Annotated in this window: 24 protein-coding genes and 1 pseudogene; 15 read left to right on the plus strand and 10 right to left on the minus strand. The window is 39.0% G+C overall.

The window, feature by feature from the left end; all coding sequences use genetic code 11:
* Positions 1-50 precede the first annotated feature (50 nt).
* Positions 51-938: a fructokinase ScrK gene (scrK, locus tag HT730_RS01785; RefSeq protein ID WP_000164310.1), complete on the plus strand. Its 888-nt coding sequence runs from the start codon at positions 51-53 to the stop codon at positions 936-938.
* Positions 939-980: 42 nt separating this feature from the next.
* Here scrK and HT730_RS01790 read toward each other — a convergent pair whose 3' ends face one another.
* Positions 981-1598: a TVP38/TMEM64 family protein gene (locus tag HT730_RS01790; protein WP_173306619.1), complete on the minus strand. Its 618-nt coding sequence runs from the start codon at positions 1596-1598 to the stop codon at positions 981-983.
* 379 nt (positions 1599-1977) lie between these two features.
* Positions 1978-2259: pseudogene (locus HT730_RS01795) on the minus strand (IS30 family transposase); the annotation flags it as partial.
* A gap of 339 nt (positions 2260-2598) precedes the next feature.
* Between HT730_RS01795 and HT730_RS01800 the strand changes: the two are divergent.
* Both HT730_RS01800 and HT730_RS01805 read left to right on the plus strand, forming a co-directional pair.
* Positions 2599-3492, plus strand: coding sequence for an ABC transporter ATP-binding protein (locus HT730_RS01800; protein ID WP_050241923.1), 894 nt, complete (start codon positions 2599-2601; stop codon positions 3490-3492).
* Positions 3489-4688, plus strand: a complete 1200-nt coding sequence (locus HT730_RS01805) for an ABC transporter permease (RefSeq protein ID WP_173306620.1) — start codon at positions 3489-3491, stop codon at positions 4686-4688. The genes HT730_RS01800 and HT730_RS01805 overlap by 4 nt, the downstream gene beginning before the upstream one ends.
* Positions 4689-5165: 477 nt before the next feature.
* On the opposite strand, the gene HT730_RS01810 is transcribed toward HT730_RS01805, so the two are convergent.
* The 8 genes from HT730_RS01810 to HT730_RS01845 form a co-directional block, all read right to left on the minus strand.
* Positions 5166-5861 carry an LrgB family protein gene (locus HT730_RS01810; RefSeq protein ID WP_001288952.1) on the minus strand — a complete coding sequence of 232 codons (696 nt, stop codon included), beginning with the start codon at positions 5859-5861 and terminating at the stop codon, positions 5166-5168.
* Positions 5858-6232 (minus strand): CidA/LrgA family protein, encoded by a 375-nt coding sequence (locus HT730_RS01815; RefSeq protein WP_000781325.1) that lies wholly within the window; start codon positions 6230-6232, stop codon positions 5858-5860. Before HT730_RS01815 ends, HT730_RS01810 begins: the two co-directional genes overlap by 4 nt.
* Before the next feature lie 184 nt (positions 6233-6416).
* Entirely contained in the window at positions 6417-7964 is a 1548-nt protein-coding gene (locus tag HT730_RS01820; RefSeq protein WP_173306621.1) for an ABC transporter ATP-binding protein, read from the minus strand.
* Positions 7957-9156: a radical SAM protein gene (locus HT730_RS01825; RefSeq protein ID WP_173219717.1), complete on the minus strand. Its 1200-nt coding sequence runs from the start codon at positions 9154-9156 to the stop codon at positions 7957-7959. Before HT730_RS01825 ends, HT730_RS01820 begins: the two co-directional genes overlap by 8 nt.
* 238 nt (positions 9157-9394) lie before the next feature.
* Complete coding sequence (locus HT730_RS01830; RefSeq protein ID WP_173219720.1) at positions 9395-10258, minus strand: Rgg/GadR/MutR family transcriptional regulator; 864 nt, start codon at positions 10256-10258, stop codon at positions 9395-9397.
* A 252-nt stretch (positions 10259-10510) separates the two neighbouring features.
* Entirely contained in the window at positions 10511-11278 is a 768-nt protein-coding gene (locus tag HT730_RS01835) for a hypothetical protein (RefSeq protein ID WP_173306622.1), read from the minus strand.
* 16 nt (positions 11279-11294) lie between these two features.
* Complete coding sequence (locus HT730_RS01840) at positions 11295-11990, minus strand: ABC transporter ATP-binding protein (RefSeq protein ID WP_004256110.1); 696 nt, start codon at positions 11988-11990, stop codon at positions 11295-11297.
* Between the two features lie 4 nt (positions 11991-11994).
* A complete protein-coding gene (locus HT730_RS01845) occupies positions 11995-12360 on the minus strand; it encodes a GntR family transcriptional regulator (protein ID WP_000119147.1) in 366 nt (121 codons plus the stop codon).
* Positions 12361-12499: 139 nt separating this feature from the next.
* Here HT730_RS01845 and nrdR point away from each other — a divergent pair, with 139 nt between their 5' ends.
* From nrdR to HT730_RS01900, 12 genes are all read left to right on the plus strand, one after another.
* The gene (gene nrdR / locus HT730_RS01850; RefSeq protein ID WP_001203672.1) at positions 12500-12973 is read left to right on the plus strand and encodes a transcriptional regulator NrdR; all 474 of its coding nucleotides are present in this window, start codon (positions 12500-12502) and stop codon (positions 12971-12973) included.
* Positions 12974-14143: a replication initiation and membrane attachment family protein gene (locus tag HT730_RS01855; RefSeq protein ID WP_173306623.1), complete on the plus strand. Its 1170-nt coding sequence runs from the start codon at positions 12974-12976 to the stop codon at positions 14141-14143. It abuts the gene before it with no gap.
* Positions 14144-15040, plus strand: coding sequence for a primosomal protein DnaI (gene dnaI / locus HT730_RS01860; protein ID WP_023940737.1), 897 nt, complete (start codon positions 14144-14146; stop codon positions 15038-15040).
* A complete protein-coding gene (locus HT730_RS01865) occupies positions 15037-15750 on the plus strand; it encodes an NADPH-dependent oxidoreductase (protein ID WP_173306624.1) in 714 nt (237 codons plus the stop codon). The genes dnaI and HT730_RS01865 overlap by 4 nt, the downstream gene beginning before the upstream one ends.
* A 13-nt stretch (positions 15751-15763) precedes the next feature.
* Positions 15764-17074 (plus strand): ribosome biogenesis GTPase Der, encoded by a 1311-nt coding sequence (der, locus tag HT730_RS01870; protein ID WP_001207696.1) that lies wholly within the window; start codon positions 15764-15766, stop codon positions 17072-17074.
* 81 nt (positions 17075-17155) lie between these two features.
* A complete protein-coding gene (locus HT730_RS10385; RefSeq protein ID WP_240151445.1) occupies positions 17156-17491 on the plus strand; it encodes a hypothetical protein in 336 nt (111 codons plus the stop codon).
* Between the two features lie 33 nt (positions 17492-17524).
* Positions 17525-18316 (plus strand): hypothetical protein, encoded by a 792-nt coding sequence (locus HT730_RS01875; protein WP_050241931.1) that lies wholly within the window; start codon positions 17525-17527, stop codon positions 18314-18316.
* On the plus strand, positions 18309-18950 hold the full coding sequence (locus HT730_RS01880) for a hypothetical protein (protein ID WP_173306625.1): 642 nt from the start codon (positions 18309-18311) through the stop codon (positions 18948-18950). Before HT730_RS01875 ends, HT730_RS01880 begins: the two co-directional genes overlap by 8 nt.
* Positions 18951-18953: 3 nt before the next feature.
* On the plus strand, positions 18954-19580 hold the full coding sequence (locus HT730_RS01885; protein WP_173306626.1) for an ATP-binding cassette domain-containing protein: 627 nt from the start codon (positions 18954-18956) through the stop codon (positions 19578-19580).
* Between the two features lie 34 nt (positions 19581-19614).
* Positions 19615-19905 (plus strand): hypothetical protein, encoded by a 291-nt coding sequence (locus tag HT730_RS01890; RefSeq protein WP_061865118.1) that lies wholly within the window; start codon positions 19615-19617, stop codon positions 19903-19905.
* A gap of 145 nt (positions 19906-20050) precedes the next feature.
* Positions 20051-22564, plus strand: coding sequence for a preprotein translocase subunit SecA (secA, locus tag HT730_RS01895; RefSeq protein ID WP_173306627.1), 2514 nt, complete (start codon positions 20051-20053; stop codon positions 22562-22564).
* Between the two features lie 80 nt (positions 22565-22644).
* On the plus strand, positions 22645-23676 hold the full coding sequence (locus HT730_RS01900; RefSeq protein WP_173306628.1) for a 3-deoxy-7-phosphoheptulonate synthase: 1032 nt from the start codon (positions 22645-22647) through the stop codon (positions 23674-23676).
* Position 23677 lies beyond the last annotated feature (1 nt).

Genomic DNA, 23677 nt, shown 5'->3' on the forward strand with positions numbered 1-23677 from the left:
AGACTTTCGAAATATGCTATAATAAAGAAAATAAAAACAAGAGGTTTATCATGACAAAATTATATGGAAGCTTGGAAGCGGGCGGTACAAAGTTTGTCTGTGCTGTCGGTGATGAAAACTTTAACGTTGTAGAAAAAACACAATTTCCAACAACAACTCCAATCGAAACAATCGATAAAACCATTGAGTTCTTCTCGAAATTCGATAATCTTGCTGGTCTTGCAGTTGGTTCATTTGGTCCGATTGATATTGATAAAAACTCAAAAACCTATGGCTTTATCACAACGACTCCAAAACCAAACTGGGCAAATGTGGACTTGCTTGGTGCCCTTCGTCGCGCCCTCAACGTGCCAATGTACTTCACTACAGACGTAAACAGCTCTGCTTATGGTGAAGTGGTTGCCCGTAATAATGCTGGTGGTCGTATCGAAAACTTGGTTTACTACACAATCGGTACAGGTATCGGTGCAGGTGTCATCCAACGTGGTGAGTTTATCGGTGGTGTGGGTCACCCTGAAATGGGTCATTATTATGTTGCTAGACACCCAATGGATATTGAAAAAGAGTTTAAGGGTGTTTGTCCTTTCCATAAGGGATGTCTGGAAGGCTATGCAGCTGGTCCAAGTTTGGAAGCTCGTACAGGTGTTCGTGGGGAAAACATTGAACTCAACAACCCTGTTTGGGATGTCCAAGCCTACTATATCGCTCAAGCTGCGGTTAATGCGACAGTGACTTTCCGCCCAGACGTGATTGTCTTTGGTGGAGGGGTCATGGCTCAACAACACATGCTGGACCGTGTCCGTGAGAAATTTACATCTCTTCTCAATGGTTACCTACCAGTACCTGATGTGCGTGATTACATTGTAACGCCAGCAGTAGCAGGAAATGGTTCTGCTACTCTTGGGAACTTTGTTCTTGCAAAAGAAGTTTCAAAATAAAACACAAAATCCGCTTGGGAAACCAAACGGATTTTTTACATGTCAAAGCATTTGCCAGAAAAAGTCAATAATATAGGTCAGACCGTAGGTATAAACCACGAGGGTAAAGGGTTTGGTCAGAATGATGATGGTCATATAGCGCTTGAAGCTCATCTTGGTCAGGGCAGCCAGCATACAGAGAAAGTCAGCTGGACTAATGGGCCAAATCATCATAAAGATAAAGAAACGGTCAAAACGATTGCCCTTATCCAACCAACCGATATACCTGTCATAGGTGCGCTTGCTGACGACAGACTGGACAAAGGTAGCTCCGTAGAGGCGCACCAGATAAAAGATAATGGCACAGCCAATCACGATGCCGATATAGTTGTAGATTGTCCCGATGATGTGGCCGTAGATAAAGACCCCAGCCACCGAGGTCAAGGCCCCAGGAATGATAGGGACGACCGTTTGTAAAATCTGTAAAAAGATAAAGAGAGGTGGCCCCCAGATACCTGCCTGCTGGATAAAGGCAGAGAGGGTTTCCTTGGACTGTAAAATCCCAGCCTGATAAGCCCAAATACAGAAAATCAAACTCCCAACCCCACCGACAATCGATGAGATGTTGATAACTCGCTGCAGAAGGGGAGAAACAGCTTTCATTTGTTTATCCTGTGACATGTAAACTCCTCATAGATAGTATATTTCTACTATACCATATTTTGGAGGAGAAAGGGGGAATGAGTGTTTTTGATGATGAATGGATAGTGAATAGGCTTGTTTCCTAAAGTTTATGTGTATTCTAGGTTTAGAATAAGCGTGATTCCATAAATTTAAAAGCATTCTGAGTTTCAAATAGCTTATCTGAGATAATTTTGAGGCATTCGCGCTTTCGAATAGTCATCTTCTCTAAAGTTTAGATGTATTCTGAAGCTAGAAAAGCTAAAATCTAAAAATAATAAGAGTCTCTCTGATGGACGTAATTTATGTCTAGTATGAACTCTTTGAATCGTTAGTTAATTTTAATATTGATCAGTTCTGAAATAATTACTAAATATAGTTAGATGGTGAATGAATTATTGCTAAATTTCAAGTTCAAGTTAGTCATCAAGAAGTTTTCTCTGAGCGACTTGTAGCTCAGGCATTTTTTAGGATAGTTGTTCATCCACTTTTCGATGAATGCGACTTCTTTGGGAGTCGTTTTCTTAGTTCCCTTAGGTAACCATCTACGAATGAGCCTGTTGTGATTATCATTGGTTCCCCTTTCCCAAGAGGCATAGGGATGTGTATAGTAGATATGTTCCTTAGAAAACACATCAGACAAGCGATTGAATTCCGTTCCGCCCATTAGTGGATAAAGGATTACTCCTTCTTGAAATGACAGATGAACTTGTTTCTTATAAAAAATGTTGTCAAGAAATTATTCGCTTTTTTCCAGAAGTTTTAGAGGAAGAGAACTTTATGGGGAAAAAGAACTTACTCAAATAACAATTCAGGATCAAAAACTGACAGTTGAGGAGCAGAGTGGATAAATTAAGTTTGCTACTGTATAATGGATTTATCACTAAAAACGCTCCATGCCATATTTTACATAGCATTAGTCTTCTAAAAATGGACAGAAATCATTGTAAAGGCTATCAAAAAGGAGTATAATGAGTGAAAGAAATTTCGGAGGTTAAAGATGCTAGAAGTAAGAAGTCTAGAGAAAAGTTTTGGATCCAAGCAAGTTTTGTTTGGTATTGACTTTCAAGCGCGACCAGGTCGTATTTTGGGACTAGTCGGAAAAAATGGTGCTGGGAAGACAACGATTTTCCACAGTATTTTGAAGTTTTTAGAATATCAAGGAGAAATCAGTCTGGATGGTCAGGATATTCGTCAGGAGACCTATGCTCGGATTGGTTATCTGCCTGAAGAACGCAGTCTCATGCCTAAATTGACAGTTCTTGAACAAGTTCGCTACTTGGCGACTCTAAAAGGTATGGATGCCAAGGAGGTCAAGGAAAAACTCCCTCAATGGATGAAGAGGTTGGAAGTGAAAGGGAAGCTGACTGATAAAATCAAGAGCCTGTCAAAAGGAAATCAGCAGAAGATTCAGCTCATCATTACTCTGATTCATGAACCAGACTTGATTATCTTGGATGAGCCTTTCAGTGGATTGGACCCAGTCAATACAGAATTGCTCAAACAAGTCATTTTTCAGGAAAAAGAACGTGGGGCAACCATTATCTTTTCTGACCATGTCATGACTAACGTCGAGGAGCTTTGTGACGATATTCTCATGATCCGAGATGGTCGTGTGGTCTTGCATGGACCCGTTCAGGATGTTCGCAATCAATACGGGAAAACACGTCTCTTTGTTTCAAGTGAACGAAGCAAGGAAGAATTGGAAAAACTTCCTCATGTCAAACAGGTGAGCTTGACCAAGCAAGGCAGTTGGAAATTGATTTTGGAGGATGAGAGCGCTGGAAGGGAACTTTTCCCAATCTTGACTCAGGGGCAGTATATCGCAACCTTTGATCAACAAGCGCCAACAATCGATGAAATCTTTAAACTAGAATCAGGGGTGGAAGTATGAGAAATATGTGGGTTGTAATCAAGGAAACCTATCTTCGACATGTAAAGTCATGGAGTTTCTTCTTTATGGTGATTTCACCATTCTTGTTTATCGGTCTCTCTGGAGGAATTGGCTATCTCCAAGGCTCTTCAATGGCTAAAAATGATAAAGTGGCAGTAGTGACAACAGTGCCATCTGTAGCAGAAGGACTGAAGAATGTAAATGGTATTAACTTTGACTATAAAGACGAAGCAAGTGCAAAAGAAGCGATTAAAGATGAAAAATTAAAAGGCTATCTGACCATTGATCAAGAAGATAGTGTTCTAAAGGCAGTTTATCATGGCGAAACATCGCTTGAAAATGGAATTAAATTTGAGGTTACAGGTACACTCAATGAACTGCAAAATCAGCTTAATCGTTCAACGGCCTCCTTGTCTCAAGAGCAGGAAAAACGCTTAGCGCAGACAGTTCAATTCACAGAAAAGATTGATGAAGCCAAGGAAAATAAAAAGTTTGTTCAAACAATTGCAGCAGGCGCCTTAGGATTCTTTCTTTATATGATTCTGATTACCTATGCGGGTGTGACAGCTCAGGAAGTTGCCAGTGAAAAAGGCACCAAAATTATGGAAGTCGTCTTTTCTAGCATAAGGGCTAGTCACTATTTCTATGCGCGGATGATGGCTCTATTTCTAGTGATTTTAACGCATATTGGGATTTATGTTGTAGGTGGTCTCGCTGCCATTCTGTTCTTTAAAGATTTGCCATTCTTGGCTCAGTCTGGTATTTTGGATCACTTGGGAGATGCTATCTCACTGAATACCTTGCTCTTTATTTTGGTTAGTCTCTTTATGTACGTCGTCTTGGCGGCCTTTCTAGGTTCTATGGTTTCTCGTCCGGAGGACGCAGGAAAAGCCTTGTCGCCTTTGATGATTTTGATTATGGGTGGTTTTTTTGGAGTGACAGCTCTAGGTGCAGCCGGTGATAATCTTATCTTGAAGATTGGTTCTTATATTCCCTTTATTTCGACCTTCTTTATGCCATTTAGAACCATTAATGGCTATGCAGGGGGAGTAGAAGCATGGATTTCACTTGCGATTACAGTGATTTTTGCAGTGGTAGCAACAGGATTTATCGGACGCATGTATGCCAGCCTAGTCCTTCAAACGGATGATTTAGGAATCTGGAAAACCTTTAAACGTGCCTTAGCTTATAAATAGAAGAGCCTCGCGAAAGCGAGGTTTTTTAGAGATAAAAAGAGTGGAATTACGAACCTAATTATTCACACATTATGTAAACAGGTTGCTTGAAAACTCAATTGTATAGTGAACTGAATCTGGAATAGGATAATATTGCTTCTAAAACATTCTTATAAATTGATTTGAATTCCAAAATCCCATCGTTCCGTTCTTATTTCATTTTGCGATATAGTGAAAGGAAATAAGTCAGCTCACAAAAAATGCATACTACCAGGATTTTTCAAGACTTAGTAGTATGCGTTTTTTGATTGTGAAGACTTTTCATCCAGCCTCTTTATGTGATAAAGTATCGTTAATAGTCAATGAAAATCAGACTGGGAAGTTAGCGGAAGGCTCCTCGAAATATAGTTTTGAGGTTGGGGATAGAACTGACTAAGTCAGTAACCATACCTACGGCAAGGCGACGTTGACGCGGTTTGAAGAGATTTTCATTGAGTATTAACTCAATATCAAACTGGCTACAATAGGGCTGACAAAGACATAGAGAATACCGGTAACACCGATAGCCAAACCACCCATGGCTCCTGCTACAGAGCCGTATCGGAAGGCTGTCCCTGTTCCGACTGCATGACCTGTTCCTCCAAGGGAAAGACCAACAGCTACTGGATCATCTATTTTCAACCACTTCAAAAGGGTTGGTCCGATGACACTGGTTAAAATCCCAGTCGCCACCACAACCACCAAGGTCACGGTTGTCAGACCTTGCAATTTTTCTGTAATTCCTACTGCCATGGCGGTTGTTACTGACTTGGGAAAGAGAGAAATGGCTAGGAAAAAGTCCATGCCAAAAATCTTTGCTACAAGAGCCGTGAAAGATGTATTGACCACTACCGCTAACAGACTACCAAAGAGAATACTCCGTGCATGGTGCTTCATCAAGTGAAAACTCTTATAAAGCGGAATCCCTAGAGCCACGGTCGACGGGACAATCAAGTTGTTCAGATAAACTCCACCTTGGTAGTAATCTTGGTAAGAAATACCTGTTACCTTTAGAAAGATGATAATGAAAACAGCTGACAAAAGCAAGGGCGTTGTCAATGGATGGGGAAAACGTCTGTAAATCAGCATTCCCACTAGATAAGCTAGGATAGACAGGGCAAGCCCAAACAAGGGATTGGAAACAAATTCACTCATTTGGCATCTCCTTTCTCATAATCTCCCTCAAACCGTCTCTTGATGAACTGAACTACCAAGGCTATGAGGATAATATTGATGACTGCTGCAAAAAAGACAATCAAAACAATGGGCAAAAGATAGGGAGCAATCACATCAAACTTCTCCATGATTCCCACTGCTGGCGGCAAAAAGAGAATGGTCATATTGGCCAGCAAGAAGTTTCCCACCATGTTGACGTGCCTGGTCCTTAGCCACTTGAACTGCAGGGCTAGAAAAAGAATAATCAAACCGATAATACTGCCCGGGATGGGCAAATGAAAGAAACTGGAAATTCCCTCTCCGATTAGAGAAATCACAAAGAGAATCATTAATTGAACATATAATTTCATCCTAAACTCCACGAAATAGACTTCTTGAATACCAGTTTACTCTTTTTTCAGAAAATTTCAAGGAAATGCACAAAGGTTAATGAAAATTAAAGAATAAACTAGGAAGTCAGCTGCATGTTGCTCAAAGCAAAGTATTGGGTTTGTAGGTCAAACTGACATAGTTTGAAGCGATTTTCGAAGAATATTACTTTTCTTTGTTTAAGTGAATGACTTGGTCATAGTGTTTTAAGTCTTCTTCTGTGTAGTGGTGAATGACTTCTATGACTGTTTGAGGTAGGGAGAAGAGCAAGTCACTGATCTTTCTACTATTTTCCAAGTCAAGATTGGCCTTAATCTCATCAGCTAAGATGAGTTGGCTATCGTGATAGAGGGCACGAGCAATTTCTAGTCGTTGTTTCTCGCCACCAGATAGACTGTCATTGCTAAGGGGTCGATTTTTCAAATGTTCTAATCCTGTTTTTTTGAGGATATGATTTAAAGTCTCTTGTTTTTTATCCAGTCCTAGAAGAATATTGTCTTCCAGAGATAGCGTGTCAAAGTAATGGCTATCTTGAAGGATATAGGAACTAATACTTGTGATTTCTTGACGTGACAGGTTTTGACCAGCAAAGCTAATCTGGCCACTTGTTGGTGTCTCTTCTCCATGAATGATATTAAGGAGGGTTGTCTTACCAGAGCCACTTTCCCCGATAATGGCAATTTTTTCTCCTTGATTGATGTGCATGGAAATCGGAGACAGGAGGATATTCCCCTCTTTTTCTAGGGAGATGGTGTCAAGCTGGATAGGGAAAATATTTTCTATGCTTCTAGGCGAGATGGAATCAGGTTGGCTCAAAAGTTTTTGGTATTTGTTGAGAAGAGTTTGAGTCGCTTTTCGGGTGTTGGTAAAGTAAGCCAACTCTTGGAATTGATAGCCGATATTATGGGAAACCAGATAGATGGCCACAAAACTAGCCGCATCTAAATAATTATAGTAGGTCATAAAGCCACCGATGACGATAGGTGTGACAGAACAAAAGGCATCGATGCTATTGATAAAAAGACTGTTTAAAGTGCGTTGTTTTTCATAGTTGATTTCGGCATCCAGACTGGTTTGTAATTGCTTTTGGTAGCGAGCAAAAAAGAAGTCTTGCCCCTGATAATGGCGAATTTGCTGGCTGCCACCAATAAAATTTGTCAAGCTTGATAAGTAGCTCTGGTTACTAGTTGACCGCTTTTCAGAAAGTGCGTCCAAACGCTTGGATCCGATAGCACTGCAGAGGACAGGAAAGGAGTAGAAGAGGATGAAAATTAAGCCCAGGTAAAAATTGGTCCACAGGGCATAGAGAATGGACACCGTGGTAAAGCCGAGAGAAGAAATAATGATAACCGTTGGCTCAATATAGCTTTCTTCTACTTGCTTGACGTCGTTTTCTAGGTCGGACAAAATATCCTTTTCATCAATCTCATAATTGTTTAAAAATCGCTTGAAAATAGCACTCTTGATTCCATATTTGAAGTCAGTAATCAAACGAGAGTAGTAATAGCGTTTCCCAGCCAAACCCAGTAAGAGGATGAGGTTTCCAAGGATTCCTAAAATCAAAACTTTCCAAAGAAGGTCTAGTTCTTGATTGGTAAAACTAGCAACAATATTCTGAACAAGGGCTGGCGTGATAATCGCTTCCAGCCAAGTAATGGCAATAGAAAAGAAGTAAAGTATGAGGTGTTTCTTGGAAAAGAAATTTTTAAGCATAGCGGATAAACCTTTTGAAATTATTAACGAGTTTAGATATTTTGGATTGATCTTGTGAAAGATAAATGATTTCTTTAATACAATATTCCATTAATTCAGGCTTATGACATTCTATAAATTGTCCATCTTCGTTAATTACTGAAGAATAACCATCAATGATATTAGCAACGCATTCAAGACACATACCTTTACACCAACAATCTTTACATTGTTGGAAGTATTCTTTATTATTAAATAGCTCTGCTTTAGAGCTATTATGAGTTCCCCAAAATCTAAAACACAATTTTTTGCTACCATCAACATCAAAAGTTATGGTATTTGAAGGATCTATATCGTCGCAGAATGTATGATTAGTACTCTTATAAATCATAGAAATTAAAACATCATATAGGATGGGACTTATAAAAGCTTTTTCATTATTTTCAACAATATTATTTATAGAATCAGTAATGAATTTTTTCCTATCTACTAAGCTTTTTTCCATTTCTTTAACCACAAGCACCTTATTTTTACTAAATACGTCATTGATGTTAAAGTGTACATCCATATTTGTAAAATATTGGAAAATATCATCTCTACTTAGAGAATGTAATTGATGTAGTCTAGTGTATGTTGAAGCAATTTCAAAATTAGTGTAGTTTATAGTTTTTAAATAGTGGATAAATTTAGTAGTTTTACGATGACTACCTTTACCTCTTAATTTATCATGTATAAATTCTGGACCATCTAAACTAATAGTTAGATATGGTTGGAAATTATCTATTATTTTTTTAACATTATTATTTAGTATTGTTCCGTTAGTCACGGTTTCTATTTTAAGTATAGTTGTAAATTTGGAAAATTCTTTAATAATATATTCGAATAATTGAGTATTAAGAAAAGGTTCTCCACCAAATAGGATAAGTCTATTAATTTGTGTTATACCTCTAAATTTGACTTCGTTAATAATATTATCAGCAGTATCTAGAGTCATGATTTTATTATCCATGCCGTAATTTCCACCATCCGCATAACAGTAAGAACAGGATAAATTGCAACTGTTAGATATGTTAATAACAATTTTTTGTAAAACATTTTTGGGGATGTAGGGGGGCTTATAGGAGGTAGTTCCCTCTACTGAAGAAGTAGATAATGTGAATTTCTCACTATCGAAATAATAATCTCCAATATTAGTATATATTTTTTTTAGCATAATATCACCATTATAAAATAAAGGAGACGAGTGAGAACTCGTCTCATAGAAAACTATCGTCCGCCACCACAAGAATGGCTTGGACCACAATGACCTGGTACGGAGTAAGTTTGATCTGTATCTAATAGATCTTCAAGGTCAATAATTTGCACTGTTCTCATATTTTCACCTCCTTAATTTGATGATTTAATGATACTCTTTTTGAAATAATAATTAAAAATTTTCCCATATAAGAAAATTATTTCAGTTCTTCTATTACCTTTGCTAAATGTTTTTCAAATTTTTTTGCTAAGCTATCGCTGTGGACTAACTTCATCGTTGCTATGCACTTTCTCATTTCTAAAACAGAACGTTTATTTTTGTCTTTTTTTAAAGTATATAAGTTTTCGGCATAGTGAAAAACTAATTTTTCATATATCTCAGTTTCTGTAAAATAACAATGTTTTAGTTGCTTTTTAAAATATAAAGAATCTAAAAATTCCTCTCTTTCTATACACGTGATATATCCATTTAGTAACATGGTGGCAAGCAATCTACGATAATGTGGTAAATCTCTGTAGAATTCGGAACGTTGACACATTTCTCTTGATAAGCACATCATAGTAGGGTGAGATAATACATCTATAGTATTCATAAACAAAAGTAATTCATAGCATCCCCAGTATTCCACAGAAAAAAGATAGTCAGATAGATATTTAATATCAGATTCATGGTAATAGATTTTTTCTGACAAATCTTGTAAGCGAATTTTTACTAGAATGGTATTCAGAGTATAGAATTTCTCTCTTTTTGTAGTCTTTTCAAGTTGAGAAATAAGTAGTTTTTCCATTCCTGAAATATCTCTTTTAGAGCTTAGAAGTCGAATTTGCTCTAATAATTCATTTATTTCATCCCGATGAAAGTCATTTGCAGCATACATAAATTCTTCAACAGGCATATTAATAGCATCTAATGCTTGCATAAATTTACCAATCGTCAGATCAGAATTTTCTCTTTCAAATCTAGAAATATGTGATGTAGATAGACCATGTTTTGCAACATCTTTTAATGTTAATCCACGTGATTCTCTAAATTGTTTAAAAATTTTTCCGTAATTTTTCATTTCTGTCACCTCAATTGCTTATATGGGAATTTTTTAGTATGTTTTCAAAATATTATATCATATATAAAAAAGAAAGTGAGGTTGTTTATATGAATAAAAAGATGATTATAACCATGATTCTATGTATTCTAGAGTCAATAATTGTTATTGGTGTTGGCTAAAACCAAAATTAGTTAGCAATAATCTAAAAAACACAGAAAATCAATTTTTTATTAATTTGACTTTCTGTGTTTTTCTTATTTGATTTTAAAACTATTGCAAATTAACCTTGTTTCTCAAAATATAGTAGGTTCCGAGGTAAAAGATAGCTATGAAAATGAGTTCTTCAACAATACTTATACTTGCTCCCATATAGAAATGGTCATTAAGTCCTACAAGTGAATTGACATAGAAATTAGAACTAAGATTGAAGAAAAGTTCAATAAATCCAATGACGATTTGGATACCAATGTAGGCTGCAACAGCGAGTGCTGTACGGTATTCATTGAAAAGCTGTCCAATGGAAATAGCCAAGTAGATGCAGAGGATGCTGGAAATGGTATTTAGTAGGAAGGATATACCTGTAAGAAAGATCTGAGGGAGATGTGTTTCTACAAATGTAATCACATAAGAAAGAGGGATCCATTCTGGAACCGTTATGGTCACAATAATAACAGCACTTAGAACTAGGATAGCAGTGCTAATCATCGACCAGATAAAGGCACCGACTAGTTTGGCTGTGATGATATGGTGTTCAGATACTGGAAGGGTCAAAGTCAGATAGCCTTGTCGGTCATAGACACTGCCTTTAAAGCGTTTAATGATTAAGAAAAGAGTTGAAATTCCAAGTGTAATCATCAAGCCACCAAAGACGAGGGCTAGAAAAGTAAGTAAAACAGGTTGGCTTTCTTTGACAGGCAGATTGTTATAGGTCTGTGCTTGTATCCCGATAAGGGCAGAAAGGACTAGCACAGCAGCGTAGAGGGCTAAATACCACTTGTTAACATTTTTAAATTCGTAGCGAATTAAATTCCAAAACATAAATAATCTCCTTTGCTTAAGCCTTAAATTCCTGACGGAAGAGTTGGTCAATGGATTCACCCGACTCATAGCGAATATCGTCTACATTGCCTTGACGGACGACTTTACCGTCTTTGAGGAAGACAATTTCATCCAAGATTGGCTCGATATCAGAAATCAAGTGGGTAGAAATCAAAACGGTAGAAGTTGGGGAGTAGTTGTTGATAATGGTATTGAGGATATAATCACGGGCTGCTGGATCCACCCCACCAATGGGTTCGTCTAAAACGTAGAGACGAGCATCACGGCTCATAACCAAAATCAATTGGACTTTTTCCTTGTTTCCTTTTGATAGTTTCTTGAGACGACTATTTTCATCAATACCCAGGTCTGCAAGTAGATGATGGGCGCGTTCAAGATTGAAATCTTTATAGAAGGTCTTGAAGTAGGTTAGGGCCTCTTTGACCTTCATTTGCTCATTGAGATAGGTCGTATCTGGTAAATAAGCTACGATGGCCTTGGTTGCTGGGCTTGGGTCCATATCGTTGATGAGGACACGTCCTTGATCTGGTTGCAAGAGGCCATTGATTAGTTTAATCAGGGTTGTTTTTCCTGAGCCGTTTGGCCCAAGGAGACCAACAATTTTTCCAGCTGGGATGTCAAGGGAAACATTTTCAAGGGCTGGGGTTGCTCCATAGGATTTGGATACATTTTCAAATGCTAGTAATGACATAGGCTTAAACTCCTTTAATATAATCGCCGACTACGCCTGGTAGTTCTTCTTTTTCATAGCCAAAATGGGTCATGGAGGAAACGAAGTGTTCCAATTCCTCTTCCGATAATTGTTTGCGCGATTGGGCGATTAGCTCTTTATCCTCAGTCACAAATCGTCCAGTTGTGCGCTTGCTGTAGACAAAGCCTTCTCGTTCGAGGTCTGATAAGGCTCTTTGGATGGTGTTTGGATTGACACCAGCCTCGCTAGCTAGCTCTCTCACGGTTGGAAGTTGTTGATTGGCTTCCAGTGTATGGGAAACAATCTGAAGCTTGATTTTCTCCATAATCTGTAAATAGATGGGTTTTTTGTTGTCAAATGTCCAGGACATCTTGGTCTCCTTTCTTTTATCTTTTTGTCTTAATTAAATAATACAACAAAACAAAAAACTTGTCAAGCAAAAAGAAGAATTGTTTTGGGAATCGTTTAAAAAATGGTATAATGAAAAGAAAACGATAAGGAGGGAAAGGATGCGTTGTCCAAAATGTGGGGCTACCAAGTCAAGTGTTATCGATAGTCGCCAAGCAGAAGAAGGGAACACCATTCGTAGAAGACGTGAGTGCGATGAATGCCAGCACCGTTTTACAACCTACGAACGAGTAGAAGAAAGAACCTTAGTGGTTGTTAAAAAAGATGGCACACGGGAACAATTCTCCAGAGATAAAATCTTTAATGGGATTATCCGCTCAGCCCAGAAACGTCCTGTGTCAAGTGATGAAATCAACATGGTAGTCAATCGTATCGAACAGAAACTCCGTGGTCGAAATGAAAATGAAATTCAAAGTGAGGACATTGGTTCACTCGTCATGGAGGAGTTGGCTGAACTGGACGAGATTACCTATGTACGTTTTGCCAGTGTCTATCGTAGTTTTAAGGATGTCAGTGAGTTAGAGAGTCTGCTCCAACAAATCACCCAGTCCTCTAAAAAGAAAAAGGAAAGATAAATGAAGCCAATTGACCGTTTTTCTTATCTAAAGAATAATCGGGTGTCGCAAGATACCTCATCTCTGGTACAGTGCTACCTCCCGATTATCGGTCAGGAGGCACTGAGCCTTTATCTTTATACGATTAGTTTTTGGGATAATGGCAGAAAGGAATACCTCTTTTCAAGCATTCTTAACCATCTCAACTTTGGGATGGATAAACTGATAAAATCATTGAAAATCTTATCTGCTTTTAATCTCTTAACCCTTTATCAAAAGGGGGATGTTTATCAGCTAGCTATCCATGCTCCCCTTTCAAGTCAGGATTTCTTGGAACATCCTGTTTATCGTAGACTCTTGGAGAAAAAAATTGGCGATGCCGCTGTGGAGGATTTGAAAGTTGAGAGTGCTGAAGGAGAAGAAATACCTGTCTCACTCAATCAAGTCTTTCCAGACTTGGCAGAACTGGGAAGTCAAGAAGACCTTGGTCTCAAGAAGAAAGTGGCCAACGATTTTGACTTGGATCATTTTCGTCAGCTTATGGCTCGAGATGGGCTTCGCTTTGCGGATGAGCAGTCCGATGTCTTAAACCTCTTTGCCATTGCCGAGGAGAAGAAATGGACTTGGTTTGAAACTTATCAATTGGCTAAGTCAACAGCTGTTTCCCAGGTTATTTCAACCAAACGCATGCAGGAAAAAATCGCTCAAAAACCTGTTTCCTCTGACTTTAGTCCTAAGGAAGCAACCATTATCAAGGAAGCAAAAAGTAAAACTGCCTTGCAGTTCTTGGCAGAAATCAAGCAAACTCGTAAGGCAAGTATTACCCAAACAGAAAGAGACCTCTTGCAACAGATGGCTGGTTTGGGTTTGCTGGACGAAGTCATCAATATTATTCTCTTATTGACCTTTAATAAGGTAGATTCGGCAAATATCAATGAGAAATATGCCATGAAGGTAGCTAATGACTATGCCTATCAAAAAATTCATTCGGCAGAAGAGGCAGTCTTGCGCATCCGTGAACGTGGGCAGAAGAGTCAGGCTCAAAAAAGCAGTAAACCAAGTCCTACCAAGTCCAATGTACCCAAGTGGAGCAATCCAGATTATAAGAATGAAACCAGCGAGGAAACTCGTCTGGAACTAGAACGTAAGAAACAAGAACTATTAGCTCGATTAGAAAAAGGAGGAGATTAGATGGAAAGTGTCGGAGACGTACTCAAACGTCAACCTAGCCGTTTTCATTATCAAGATTTGGTCCAGAAAATCATGAAGGACCCTGATGTTGCGGCCTTTATCCAGCAAGAATCCCTGACCCCAGAGGAATTGAATCGCAGTATCTCCAAGTTTAATCAGTACATCACCGAGCGAGACAAGTTTCTTCGTGGTGATACGGATTATATTGCCAAAGGCTACAAGCCGATTTTGGTTATGAATCATGGCTATGCGGATGTTTCTTATGAAGAAACTCCTGAACTAATCGCGGCTGAAAAAGAAGCGGCTATTAAGAACCGTCTCAAGTTAATCAATCTGCCAGCCAGTCTCAGGAAAGCTAGTTTAGCTCAAGTAGACTTGGATGATTTGGGGCGCTTGCCAGTTTTTGAAAAGCTATTAGCCTTCGTGGAGCAATATCCAGCTATTCGAAAAGGTCTTTACTTATATGGAGACTTTGGTGTGGGAAAAAGTTTCATGGTGGCTGCCCTAGCCCATGATTTATCAGAAAAACGTGGTGTTTCATCCACTCTCCTCCACTATCCTAGCTTTGTCATCGATGTCAAAAATGCTATCGGTGATGGTAATGTTAAGACCTTAGTGGATGAGATTAAGCTTTCTGAAGTCCTGATTTTAGATGACATTGGTGCCGAGCAATCAACAGCTTGGGTACGTGATGAAATCCTGCAAGTCATTCTTCAATATCGGATGCAGGAAAATTTACCGACCTTTTTCACCTCCAACTTCAACTTTGAAGAATTGGAGCTGCATTTCGCTAAAGGGAAACATGGAAATGACGAAACCTGGGAAGCTAGACGGGTCATGGAACGCATCCGTTATTTGGCCGAGGAGACTCGTTTAGAAGGAGTGAATCGTCGATGACAGAAACGATTAAACTGATGAAAGGTCATACTTCAGTACGCAGGTTTAAAGAGCAAGAGATTCCCCAAGCAGACTTAAATGAGATTTTGAAATCTGCACAAATGGCCTCGTCTTGGAAGAATTTCCAATCCTACTCTGTGATTGTGGTACGAAGTCAAGAGAAGAAAGATGCCTTGTATGAATTGGTACCTCAAGAAGCCATTCGCCAGTCAGCTGTTTTTCTTCTCTTTGTTGGAGATTTGAACCGAGCAGAAAAGGGAGCCCGACTTCATACAGACTCATTCCAACCCCAAGGTGTGGAAGGTCTCTTGATTAGTTCGGTCGATGCGGCCCTTGCTGGTCAAAATGCCCTGCTGGCAGCTGAAAGCTTGGGCTATGGTGGTGTCATTATCGGTTTAGTCCGATACAAGTCAGAAGAAGTGGCAGAGCTTTTTAACCTGCCTGACTACACCTATCCTGTCTTTGGGATGGCACTGGGTCTTCCAAATGAAGAACATGAAGTCAAACCTCGCTTGCCATTGCATCAGGTGGTTTTTGAGGAAGAATATCAGGAACAAACAGTTGATGCAATCGAAGCTTATGACCGTGTACAGGCGGACTATGCTGGGGCGCGTGCGACCACAAGCTGGAGTCAGCGCCTAGCAGAACAGTTTAGTCAAGCCGAACCAAGCTCAACTAGAAAAAATCTTGAACAGAAGAAGTTATTGTAGAAAGTGAGAAATTATGGCCCTACCAACTATTGCCATTGTAGGACGTCCCAATGTTGGGAAATCAACCCTATTTAATCGGATCGCTGGTGAGCGAATCTCCATTGTAGAAGATGTCGAAGGAGTGACACGTGACCGTATCTATGCAACGGGTGAGTGGCTCAATCGTTCTTTTAGCATGATTGATACAGGAGGAATCGATGATGTCGATGCTCCTTTCATGGAACAAATCAAGCACCAGGCAGAAATTGCCATGGAAGAAGCAGATGTTATCGTCTTTGTCGTGTCTGGTAAGGAAGGAATTACCGATGCGGACGAATACGTAGCCCGTAAGCTTTATAAGACCCACAAACCAGTTATCCTCGCAGTTAACAAGGTGGACAACCCTGAGATGCGAAATGATATCTATGATTTCTATGCTCTCGGTTTGGGTGAACCGCTGCCTATCTCATCTGTCCATGGTATCGGTACAGGAGATGTGCTAGATGCTATCGTAGAAAATCTTCCAAATGAATATGAAGAAGAAAATCCAGATGTGATTAAGTTTAGCTTGATTGGTCGTCCCAACGTTGGAAAATCAAGCTTGATCAATGCTATCTTGGGAGAAGACCGTGTCATTGCCAGTCCAGTTGCTGGAACAACGCGTGACGCCATTGATACCCACTTTACAGATACAGATGGTCAAGAGTTTACCATGATTGATACAGCTGGTATGCGTAAGTCTGGTAAGGTTTATGAAAATACCGAGAAATACTCTGTCATGCGTGCCATGCGTGCTATTGACCGTTCAGATGTGGTCTTAATGGTCATCAATGCGGAAGAAGGAATCCGTGAATACGACAAGCGTATCGCAGGATTTGCCCATGAAGCTGGTAAAGGGATGATTATCGTGGTCAACAAGTGGGATACTCTTGAAAAAGACAACCATACTATGAAAAACTGGGAAGAAGATATTCGTGAGCAGTTCCAATACCTGCCTTACGCACCGATTATCTTTGTATCAGCTTTAACCAAGCAACGTCTCCACAAACTTCCTGAGATGATCAAGCAAATCAGCGAAAGTCAAAATACACGTATTCCATCAGCTGTCTTGAATGATGTGATTATGGATGCTATTGCCATTAACCCAACACCGACAGACAAAGGAAAACGTCTCAAAATCTTCTATGCGACCCAAGTGGCAACTAAACCACCAACCTTTGTCATCTTTGTCAACGAAGAAGAACTTATGCACTTTTCTTACCTGCGTTTCTTGGAAAATCAAATCCGCAAGGCCTTTGTCTTTGAGGGGACTCCAATCCATCTCATCGCAAGAAAACGCAAATAAAAAAGTAGAATCTGGAATGACATTTCCAGATTTTTTTGATATAATAAAATAATAGAAAACGCTATCAAAAAGGAGGTGTCGATGAAACATTTGTTTAAATTTATAATCTTATTTCCCTGGTTTTACTTTTTCAGCTGGATTGAAAAGGATAATAGAGAAAGTAAATTTTTCCCAATTTTTTACTATTTTTACTGGTTTTACATTCCCCTCTATGCTCTTTTTAGCCTTGCTTGGGCAGTTGTTTCAGTTCTGTTTTTCAATATCGTCTTGAGAAATTTGACAGATATCAAGTTATGGGGCATTTGGTTTCTTTTTATTCTGCTAGCCATTGGTCTGAATAGGTTAACTTATTTCTGTTTCAAAAAAATGCTTCGCTTGAGACGAGAACTAGGGAAGTCTAAAGCGGCGAGACATTGATTTATATCGGTTTTTATTTATAGGAGGTGGCTTATGAAGATTCCTCTCTTAACTTTGGCAAGGCATAAATTTGTTTATGTCTTGCTTACTTTGCTTTTTCTTGCTTTGGTTTATCGTGATGTTTTGATGACTTATTTCTTTTTTGATATTCATGCGCCCGATCTAGCTAAATTCGATGGACAAGCAATTAAAAATGACTTATTAAAATCAGCATTAGATTTTCGTATTCTCCAGTTCAATCTAGGTTTTTATCAATCATTTATTATTCCAATCATCATTGTTTTGCTAGGTTTTCAATATATTGAGCTGAAAAATAAAGTTTTACGATTGAGTATTGGAAGAGAAGTGAGTTATCAAGGGTTAAAAAGAAAGTTGACTTTTCAAGTTGCAAGTATCCCTTGTGTGATATATTTAGTGACTGTGCTGATAATTGCAATCATAACCTATTTCTTTGGGACTTTTTCGCCTTTGGAATGGAATTCTCTATTTTCTGATGGAAGTAGTTTACAAAGGCTTCTAGATGGAGAAATAAAAAGTTATTTGTTTTTTATGTGTGTCCTTCTAATCGGTATCTTCATCAATTCGGTCTATTTTTTAAAAATAGTTGATTATTTAGGGAATGTGACTCGTTCGGCAATCGCCTATTTGATGTTTCTTTGGCTTGGTTCTATGATGCTCTATAGTATCTTGCCATACTATATGGTTCCTATGACGAGTTTGATGCAAGCTAGCTATGGGGATGTCAGTTTGATGAGACTCTTTACTCCTTATATCCTTTATATTGTCCCCTATATGGTACTTAAAAAATATGAAGATAATGTTTAAGAACTTTAACAATACTTGGCTAAAGAGAAAGATCGTTTTACTACTTCGTATAGTTCTGATGATGATTTTGATTAACTATCTATTGTCAATAGCGGTTCAAAAGCAGGATGTTTTTCTCTTTTTCAAGAGGGAATTGATTTCAATCTTTTCCTATAATGACTATTCTGAAGCGAATTTAGAAATCCCCAAACTCTTGTTAAATCTTTCGCTTTTCATGGTAGGATGGCTCTCTGTCATTTTACTTGAAAGTGATTTGGCAGACCATTACCATCACTTAATTCGCTATCAATCAAGCTCCTTTTTCGATTATACAAGGAAACGATTGGTTGTCATCTCTAAATTTTTTATTCAAGATTTATTTGTCTGGTTTCTTGGTTTACTTCCTCTAGGAATTCATTTCAAAACAGTCGCACTTTTCTTTTTACTTGCTCAGTTAATGATCTTGTACTTACTACTGTCTTATCTGATAGCACTTATTAGTGCGGGCGCTGGTTTTTCCTTTTTTCTCTATTTTTTAGCATTTGTGGGACAAGAATGGATGATGGATCATATTGTAACAGTGTATTTAGTACTCTTAAGTTTATTAGTTATGTTGATTGTTAGTCGCTTGGAAGAGAAATTTAAGAAAGGATAAACGATGAGACTTGAAATTATAAATGGACAGAAAATTTATGGGAAAAGACCTATTTTAAATGAGTTGAATCTGGTCTTTCAATCAGGAAATATTTATGGTCTTAAAGGTGATAATGGATCTGGCAAGACGGTTCTTTTAAAGGTACTTGCTGGTTATATTAAGCTTGACAAAGGAAAAGTTCTTCAAGATGGGAAAGTTTACGGGGTAAAAAATCATTATATTCAGGATGCAGGGGTTTTAATTGAAAAAGTCGAGTTTTTATCTCATTTATCCCTTAGAGAAAATTTGGAACTGTTAAGGTATTTTTCATCTAAAGTTACGGAAAAAAGAATTGCCGATTGGATTCAATACTATGATTTACGGGAATTTGAAGACATTGAATACCGTCATTTATCCTTAGGAACGAAACAAAAAATGGCTTTGATTCAAGCCTTTATTGCCGAACCATCTATACTCTTTCTCGATGAACCTATGAATGCTTTAGATGAGAAGAGTGTGAGGTTAACCAAACAGGTCATTTTATCTTACCTGAAAAAAGAAAATGGTCTGGTTATCCTGACGTCGCACATATCGGAAGATATTTCAGACCTTTGTACAGATGTATTAGTTGTCGAAAATGGGCATATATAGTATTCAAAAGATATACAAGCTTAGGAGGTAGCTTATGGCACATCTAAAATCATTTATTACACGCTATTCTAAGGTCTATATTGGTTTAGTTCTGTTGATCTGGATTGCTTTCTTCTTTGTTCCTTGGGATAAACCAGTTCTGGGAATATCTATCAATCTCTTAATCATACAGAAAGTCTTGCTAGTTTTTGGTATTCTGTCTATTTTGATGGCCTTGCTGTCCAAGAAAGTCAGTCTCTTTGTTTTTGGATTGATCTGCTGTTTTTCTCTTTGGATAAATCTATTTATCCTATTTGCGATTTTGCCGATTTTTGTTGGCAATTAAAGCATCATAAAAGTCAGAGAGGTTAGCTTGGAAACTAGCCTCTTTTTCCTTTTCAAAATGGGGATTCTTCCTTGAAAATAATCAGTAATTGTGCTAAAATTAAAAGAACATTCTAAAATATTCGGAATTTAAAGTAAGGAAAAACATGGCTAATATTTTAAAAACAATTATCGAAAATGATAAAGGAGAAATCCGTCGTCTGGAAAAGATGGCTGACAAGGTTTTCAAATACGAAGACCAAATGGCTGCTTTGACTGACGACCAACTAAAAGCAAAAACAGTTGAATTTAAAGAACGTTATCAAAATGGAGAATCACTGGATTCATTGCTTTATGAAGCATTTGCGGTTGTCCGTGAGGGTGCCAAACGTGTCCTAGGTCTCTTCCCATATAAGGTTCAGGTCATGGGGGGAATCGTTCTTCACCATGGTGACGTGCCAGAGATGCGTACAGGGGAAGGGAAAACCTTGACTGCGACTATGCCGGTATACCTCAATGCCCTTTCAGGTAAAGGGGTTCACGTAGTTACAGTTAACGAATACCTGTCAGAACGTGACGCGACTGAGATGGGTGAATTGTACTCTTGGCTTGGCTTGTCAGTAGGAATCAACTTGGCTGCCAAATCTCCAATGGAGAAAAAAGAAGCCTATGAGTGTGATATTACCTACTCAACCAACTCAGAAATCGGATTTGACTATCTTCGTGATAACATGGTCGTTCGTGCTGAAAACATGGTACAACGCCCGCTCAACTATGCCTTGGTCGATGAGGTTGACTCTATCTTGATTGACGAGGCTCGTACACCTTTAATCGTATCAGGTGCTAACGCAGTTGAAACCAGTCAGCTCTACCACATGGCAGACCACTATGTAAAATCTTTGGACAAAGACGACTACATCATCGATGTGCAGTCTAAGACTATTGGTTTGTCTGATTCAGGGATTGACAAGGCTGAAAGTTACTTCAAGCTTGAAAACCTTTATGACATTGAAAACGTAGCTCTGACTCACTTTGTCGATAACGCCCTTCGTGCCAACTACATCATGCTTCTCGATATTGACTATGTGGTCAGCGAAGAGCAAGAAATCTTGATCGTTGACCAATTTACAGGTCGTACCATGGAAGGTCGTCGTTATTCTGATGGCTTGCACCAAGCTATTGAAGCTAAAGAAGGTGTGCCAATTCAGGATGAAACCAAGACATCTGCCTCAATCACTTACCAAAATCTTTTCCGTATGTACAAGAAATTGTCTGGTATGACAGGTACAGGTAAGACTGAGGAAGAAGAATTCCGTGAAATCTACAACATTCGTGTTATTCCAATCCCAACAAACCGTCCTGTTCAACGTATTGACCACTCAGACCTTCTTTATGCAAGTATCGAGGCTAAGTTTAAAGCGGTTGTCGAAGACGTTAAGGCTCGTTACCAAAAAGGTCAGCCTGTCTTGGTTGGTACAGTAGCGGTTGAAACAAGTGACTACATTTCTAAGAAATTGGTCGCAGCTGGTGTTCCTCACGAAGTCTTGAATGCCAAAAACCATTATAGAGAAGCCCAAATCATCATGAATGCTGGTCAACGTGGTGCCGTTACCATCGCAACCAACATGGCCGGTCGTGGTACCGACATCAAGCTTGGTGAAGGAGTTCGTGAACTTGGAGGACTTTGTGTGATTGGTACAGAACGCCATGAAAGCCGTCGTATCGATAACCAGCTTCGTGGACGTTCAGGTCGTCAAGGAGACCCAGGTGAGTCACAATTCTACCTATCTCTTGAAGATGACTTGATGAAACGTTTTGGTTCTGAACGCTTGAAGGGAATCTTTGAACGTCTCAACATGTCTGAAGAGGCCATTGAGTCTCGTATGTTGACGCGTCAGGTTGAAGCAGCTCAGAAACGTGTCGAAGGAAATAACTATGATACTCGTAAACAAGTCCTTCAATACGATGATGTCATGCGTGAACAACGTGAGATTATCTACGCTCAACGTTACGATGTCATTACTGCAGACCGTGACTTGGCACCTGAAATTCAGTCTATGATTAAACGCACGATTGAACGTGTCGTTGATGGTCATGCGCGTGCCAAACAAGATGAAAAACTAGAAGCGATTTTGAACTTTGCTAAGTACAACTTGCTTCCAGAAGATTCTATTACGATGGAAGACTTGTCAGGCTTGTCTGATAAGGCCATTAAGGAAGAACTCTTCCAACGTGCCTTGCAAGTTTACGATAGTCAGGTTTCAAAACTACGTGATGAAGAAGCGGTTAAAGAATTCCAAAAAGTCTTGATTCTACGAGTGGTAGATAACAAGTGGACAGATCATATCGATGCCCTTGATCAATTGCGTAATGCGGTTGGACTTCGTGGCTATGCTCAGAACAACCCTGTTGTTGAGTATCAGGCAGAAGGTTTCCGTATGTTCAATGATATGATTGGTTCGATTGAGTTTGATGTGACACGCTTGATGATGAAAGCACAAATTCATGAACAAGAAAGACCACAGGCAGAACGCCATATCAGTACAACAGCGACTCGCAATATCGCTGCCCACCAAGCAAGTATGCCAGAAGATTTGGATTTGAGCCAGATTGGACGCAATGAACTTTGCCCATGTGGTTCTGGTAAGAAGTTTAAAAACTGTCACGGTAAAAGACAATAAAATGAGATAGTTTAGAGGCGGATACCTTGTGAAAAGTAAATTTTTACTTGGTATCCGTTTGCTTTATAAGGAGATGAGTTATGGTATTTACAGCAAAAAGTCCTAAAATCAATATTGAAGAAGTTCGTGCCTTGTCAAAATTAGAAGGTCGGGCTTTGGAGAGAAAATCACAGCGTGATCAAGAGCTAGAAGCCATTATACGTGGAGAAGACCAACGAATTCTCTTGGTAATCGGGCCATGCTCATCTGACAATGAAGAAGCTGTTCTTGAGTACGCTAAGCGTTTGGCAGTCTTACAAGAAGAAGTGGCAGACCGTATCTTTATGGTTATGCGTGTTTATACTGCCAAACCCCGTACCAACGGAGATGGTTACAAGGGCTTGATTCACCAACCTAATGCGACAGAAGCACCAAGCCTCATCAACGGAATCAAAGCTGTGCGCCATCTTCACTATCGTGTTATCACGGAAACTGGTATGACAACAGCTGATGAAATGCTTTATCCTGAAAATCTTCCTCTTGTAGATGATTTGATTTCTTACATGGCGGTTGGTGCCCGTTCAGTTGAAGACCAGCAACACCGCTTTGTGGCCAGTGGAGCAGATTTCGCGACTGGCTTTAAAAATCCAACCTCTGGAAATCTCAATGTCATGTTTAATGGGATTTATGCTGCTCAAAACAAACAAAGTTTCCTTTTCCTAGGAAAAGAAGTGGAAACAACTGGGAACCCGCTTTCGCACGCCATTCTTCGTGGTGCTCTTAATGAGTATGGAAAAAATATTCCCAACTACTATTATGACAATTTAATTGACACCATTGCTCAGTATGAGAAAATGGGCTTGGAAAATCCCTTTATCATCATTGATACCAATCATGACAATTCTGGTAAGCAGTATATGGAACAGATCCGAATTGTCCGCCAGACCTTGATTAACCGTGCTTGGAATGAAAAAATCAAGCAGTTCGTTCGTGGTTTTATGATTGAGTCTTATCTGGAAGATGGTCGACAAAATGAGCCAGAAGTATTTGGCAAGTCTATCACAGACCCTTGCCTGGGTTGGGATAACACAGAAGCCCTTGTCAGAGAAATTTACAAAACGTTAGGAGAATAAG

It is taken from the genome of Streptococcus sp. k-628 (assembly GCF_013277475.1).
Lineage (GTDB): Bacteria > Bacillota > Bacilli > Lactobacillales > Streptococcaceae > Streptococcus.

Coding starts and splice junctions, on each gene's coding strand:
- HT730_RS01830 (WP_173219720.1), bottom strand. CDS start 10,258: ATGAAAAATTACGGAAAAATTTTTAAACAATTTAGAGAATCACGTGGA.
- HT730_RS01820 (WP_173306621.1), bottom strand. CDS start 7,964: ATGCTTAAAAATTTCTTTTCCAAGAAACACCTCATACTTTACTTCTTT.
- HT730_RS01805 (WP_173306620.1), top strand. CDS start 3,489: ATGAGAAATATGTGGGTTGTAATCAAGGAAACCTATCTTCGACATGTA.
- HT730_RS01885 (WP_173306626.1), top strand. CDS start 18,954: ATGAGACTTGAAATTATAAATGGACAGAAAATTTATGGGAAAAGACCT.
- HT730_RS01840 (WP_004256110.1), bottom strand. CDS start 11,990: ATGTCATTACTAGCATTTGAAAATGTATCCAAATCCTATGGAGCAACC.
- HT730_RS01900 (WP_173306628.1), top strand. CDS start 22,645: ATGGTATTTACAGCAAAAAGTCCTAAAATCAATATTGAAGAAGTTCGT.
- secA (WP_173306627.1), top strand. CDS start 20,051: ATGGCTAATATTTTAAAAACAATTATCGAAAATGATAAAGGAGAAATC.
- dnaI (WP_023940737.1), top strand. CDS start 14,144: ATGGAAAGTGTCGGAGACGTACTCAAACGTCAACCTAGCCGTTTTCAT.
- HT730_RS01855 (WP_173306623.1), top strand. CDS start 12,974: ATGAAGCCAATTGACCGTTTTTCTTATCTAAAGAATAATCGGGTGTCG.
- HT730_RS01835 (WP_173306622.1), bottom strand. CDS start 11,278: ATGTTTTGGAATTTAATTCGCTACGAATTTAAAAATGTTAACAAGTGG.
- HT730_RS01825 (WP_173219717.1), bottom strand. CDS start 9,156: ATGCTAAAAAAAATATATACTAATATTGGAGATTATTATTTCGATAGT.
- HT730_RS01890 (WP_061865118.1), top strand. CDS start 19,615: ATGGCACATCTAAAATCATTTATTACACGCTATTCTAAGGTCTATATT.
- nrdR (WP_001203672.1), top strand. CDS start 12,500: ATGCGTTGTCCAAAATGTGGGGCTACCAAGTCAAGTGTTATCGATAGT.
- HT730_RS01815 (WP_000781325.1), bottom strand. CDS start 6,232: ATGAAATTATATGTTCAATTAATGATTCTCTTTGTGATTTCTCTAATC.
- HT730_RS01845 (WP_000119147.1), bottom strand. CDS start 12,360: ATGTCCTGGACATTTGACAACAAAAAACCCATCTATTTACAGATTATG.
- HT730_RS01800 (WP_050241923.1), top strand. CDS start 2,599: ATGCTAGAAGTAAGAAGTCTAGAGAAAAGTTTTGGATCCAAGCAAGTT.
- HT730_RS01790 (WP_173306619.1), bottom strand. CDS start 1,598: ATGTCACAGGATAAACAAATGAAAGCTGTTTCTCCCCTTCTGCAGCGA.
- scrK (WP_000164310.1), top strand. CDS start 51: ATGACAAAATTATATGGAAGCTTGGAAGCGGGCGGTACAAAGTTTGTC.
- HT730_RS01880 (WP_173306625.1), top strand. CDS start 18,309: ATGTTTAAGAACTTTAACAATACTTGGCTAAAGAGAAAGATCGTTTTA.
- HT730_RS01875 (WP_050241931.1), top strand. CDS start 17,525: ATGAAGATTCCTCTCTTAACTTTGGCAAGGCATAAATTTGTTTATGTC.
- HT730_RS01810 (WP_001288952.1), bottom strand. CDS start 5,861: ATGAGTGAATTTGTTTCCAATCCCTTGTTTGGGCTTGCCCTGTCTATC.
- der (WP_001207696.1), top strand. CDS start 15,764: ATGGCCCTACCAACTATTGCCATTGTAGGACGTCCCAATGTTGGGAAA.
- HT730_RS01865 (WP_173306624.1), top strand. CDS start 15,037: ATGACAGAAACGATTAAACTGATGAAAGGTCATACTTCAGTACGCAGG.
- HT730_RS10385 (WP_240151445.1), top strand. CDS start 17,156: ATGAAACATTTGTTTAAATTTATAATCTTATTTCCCTGGTTTTACTTT.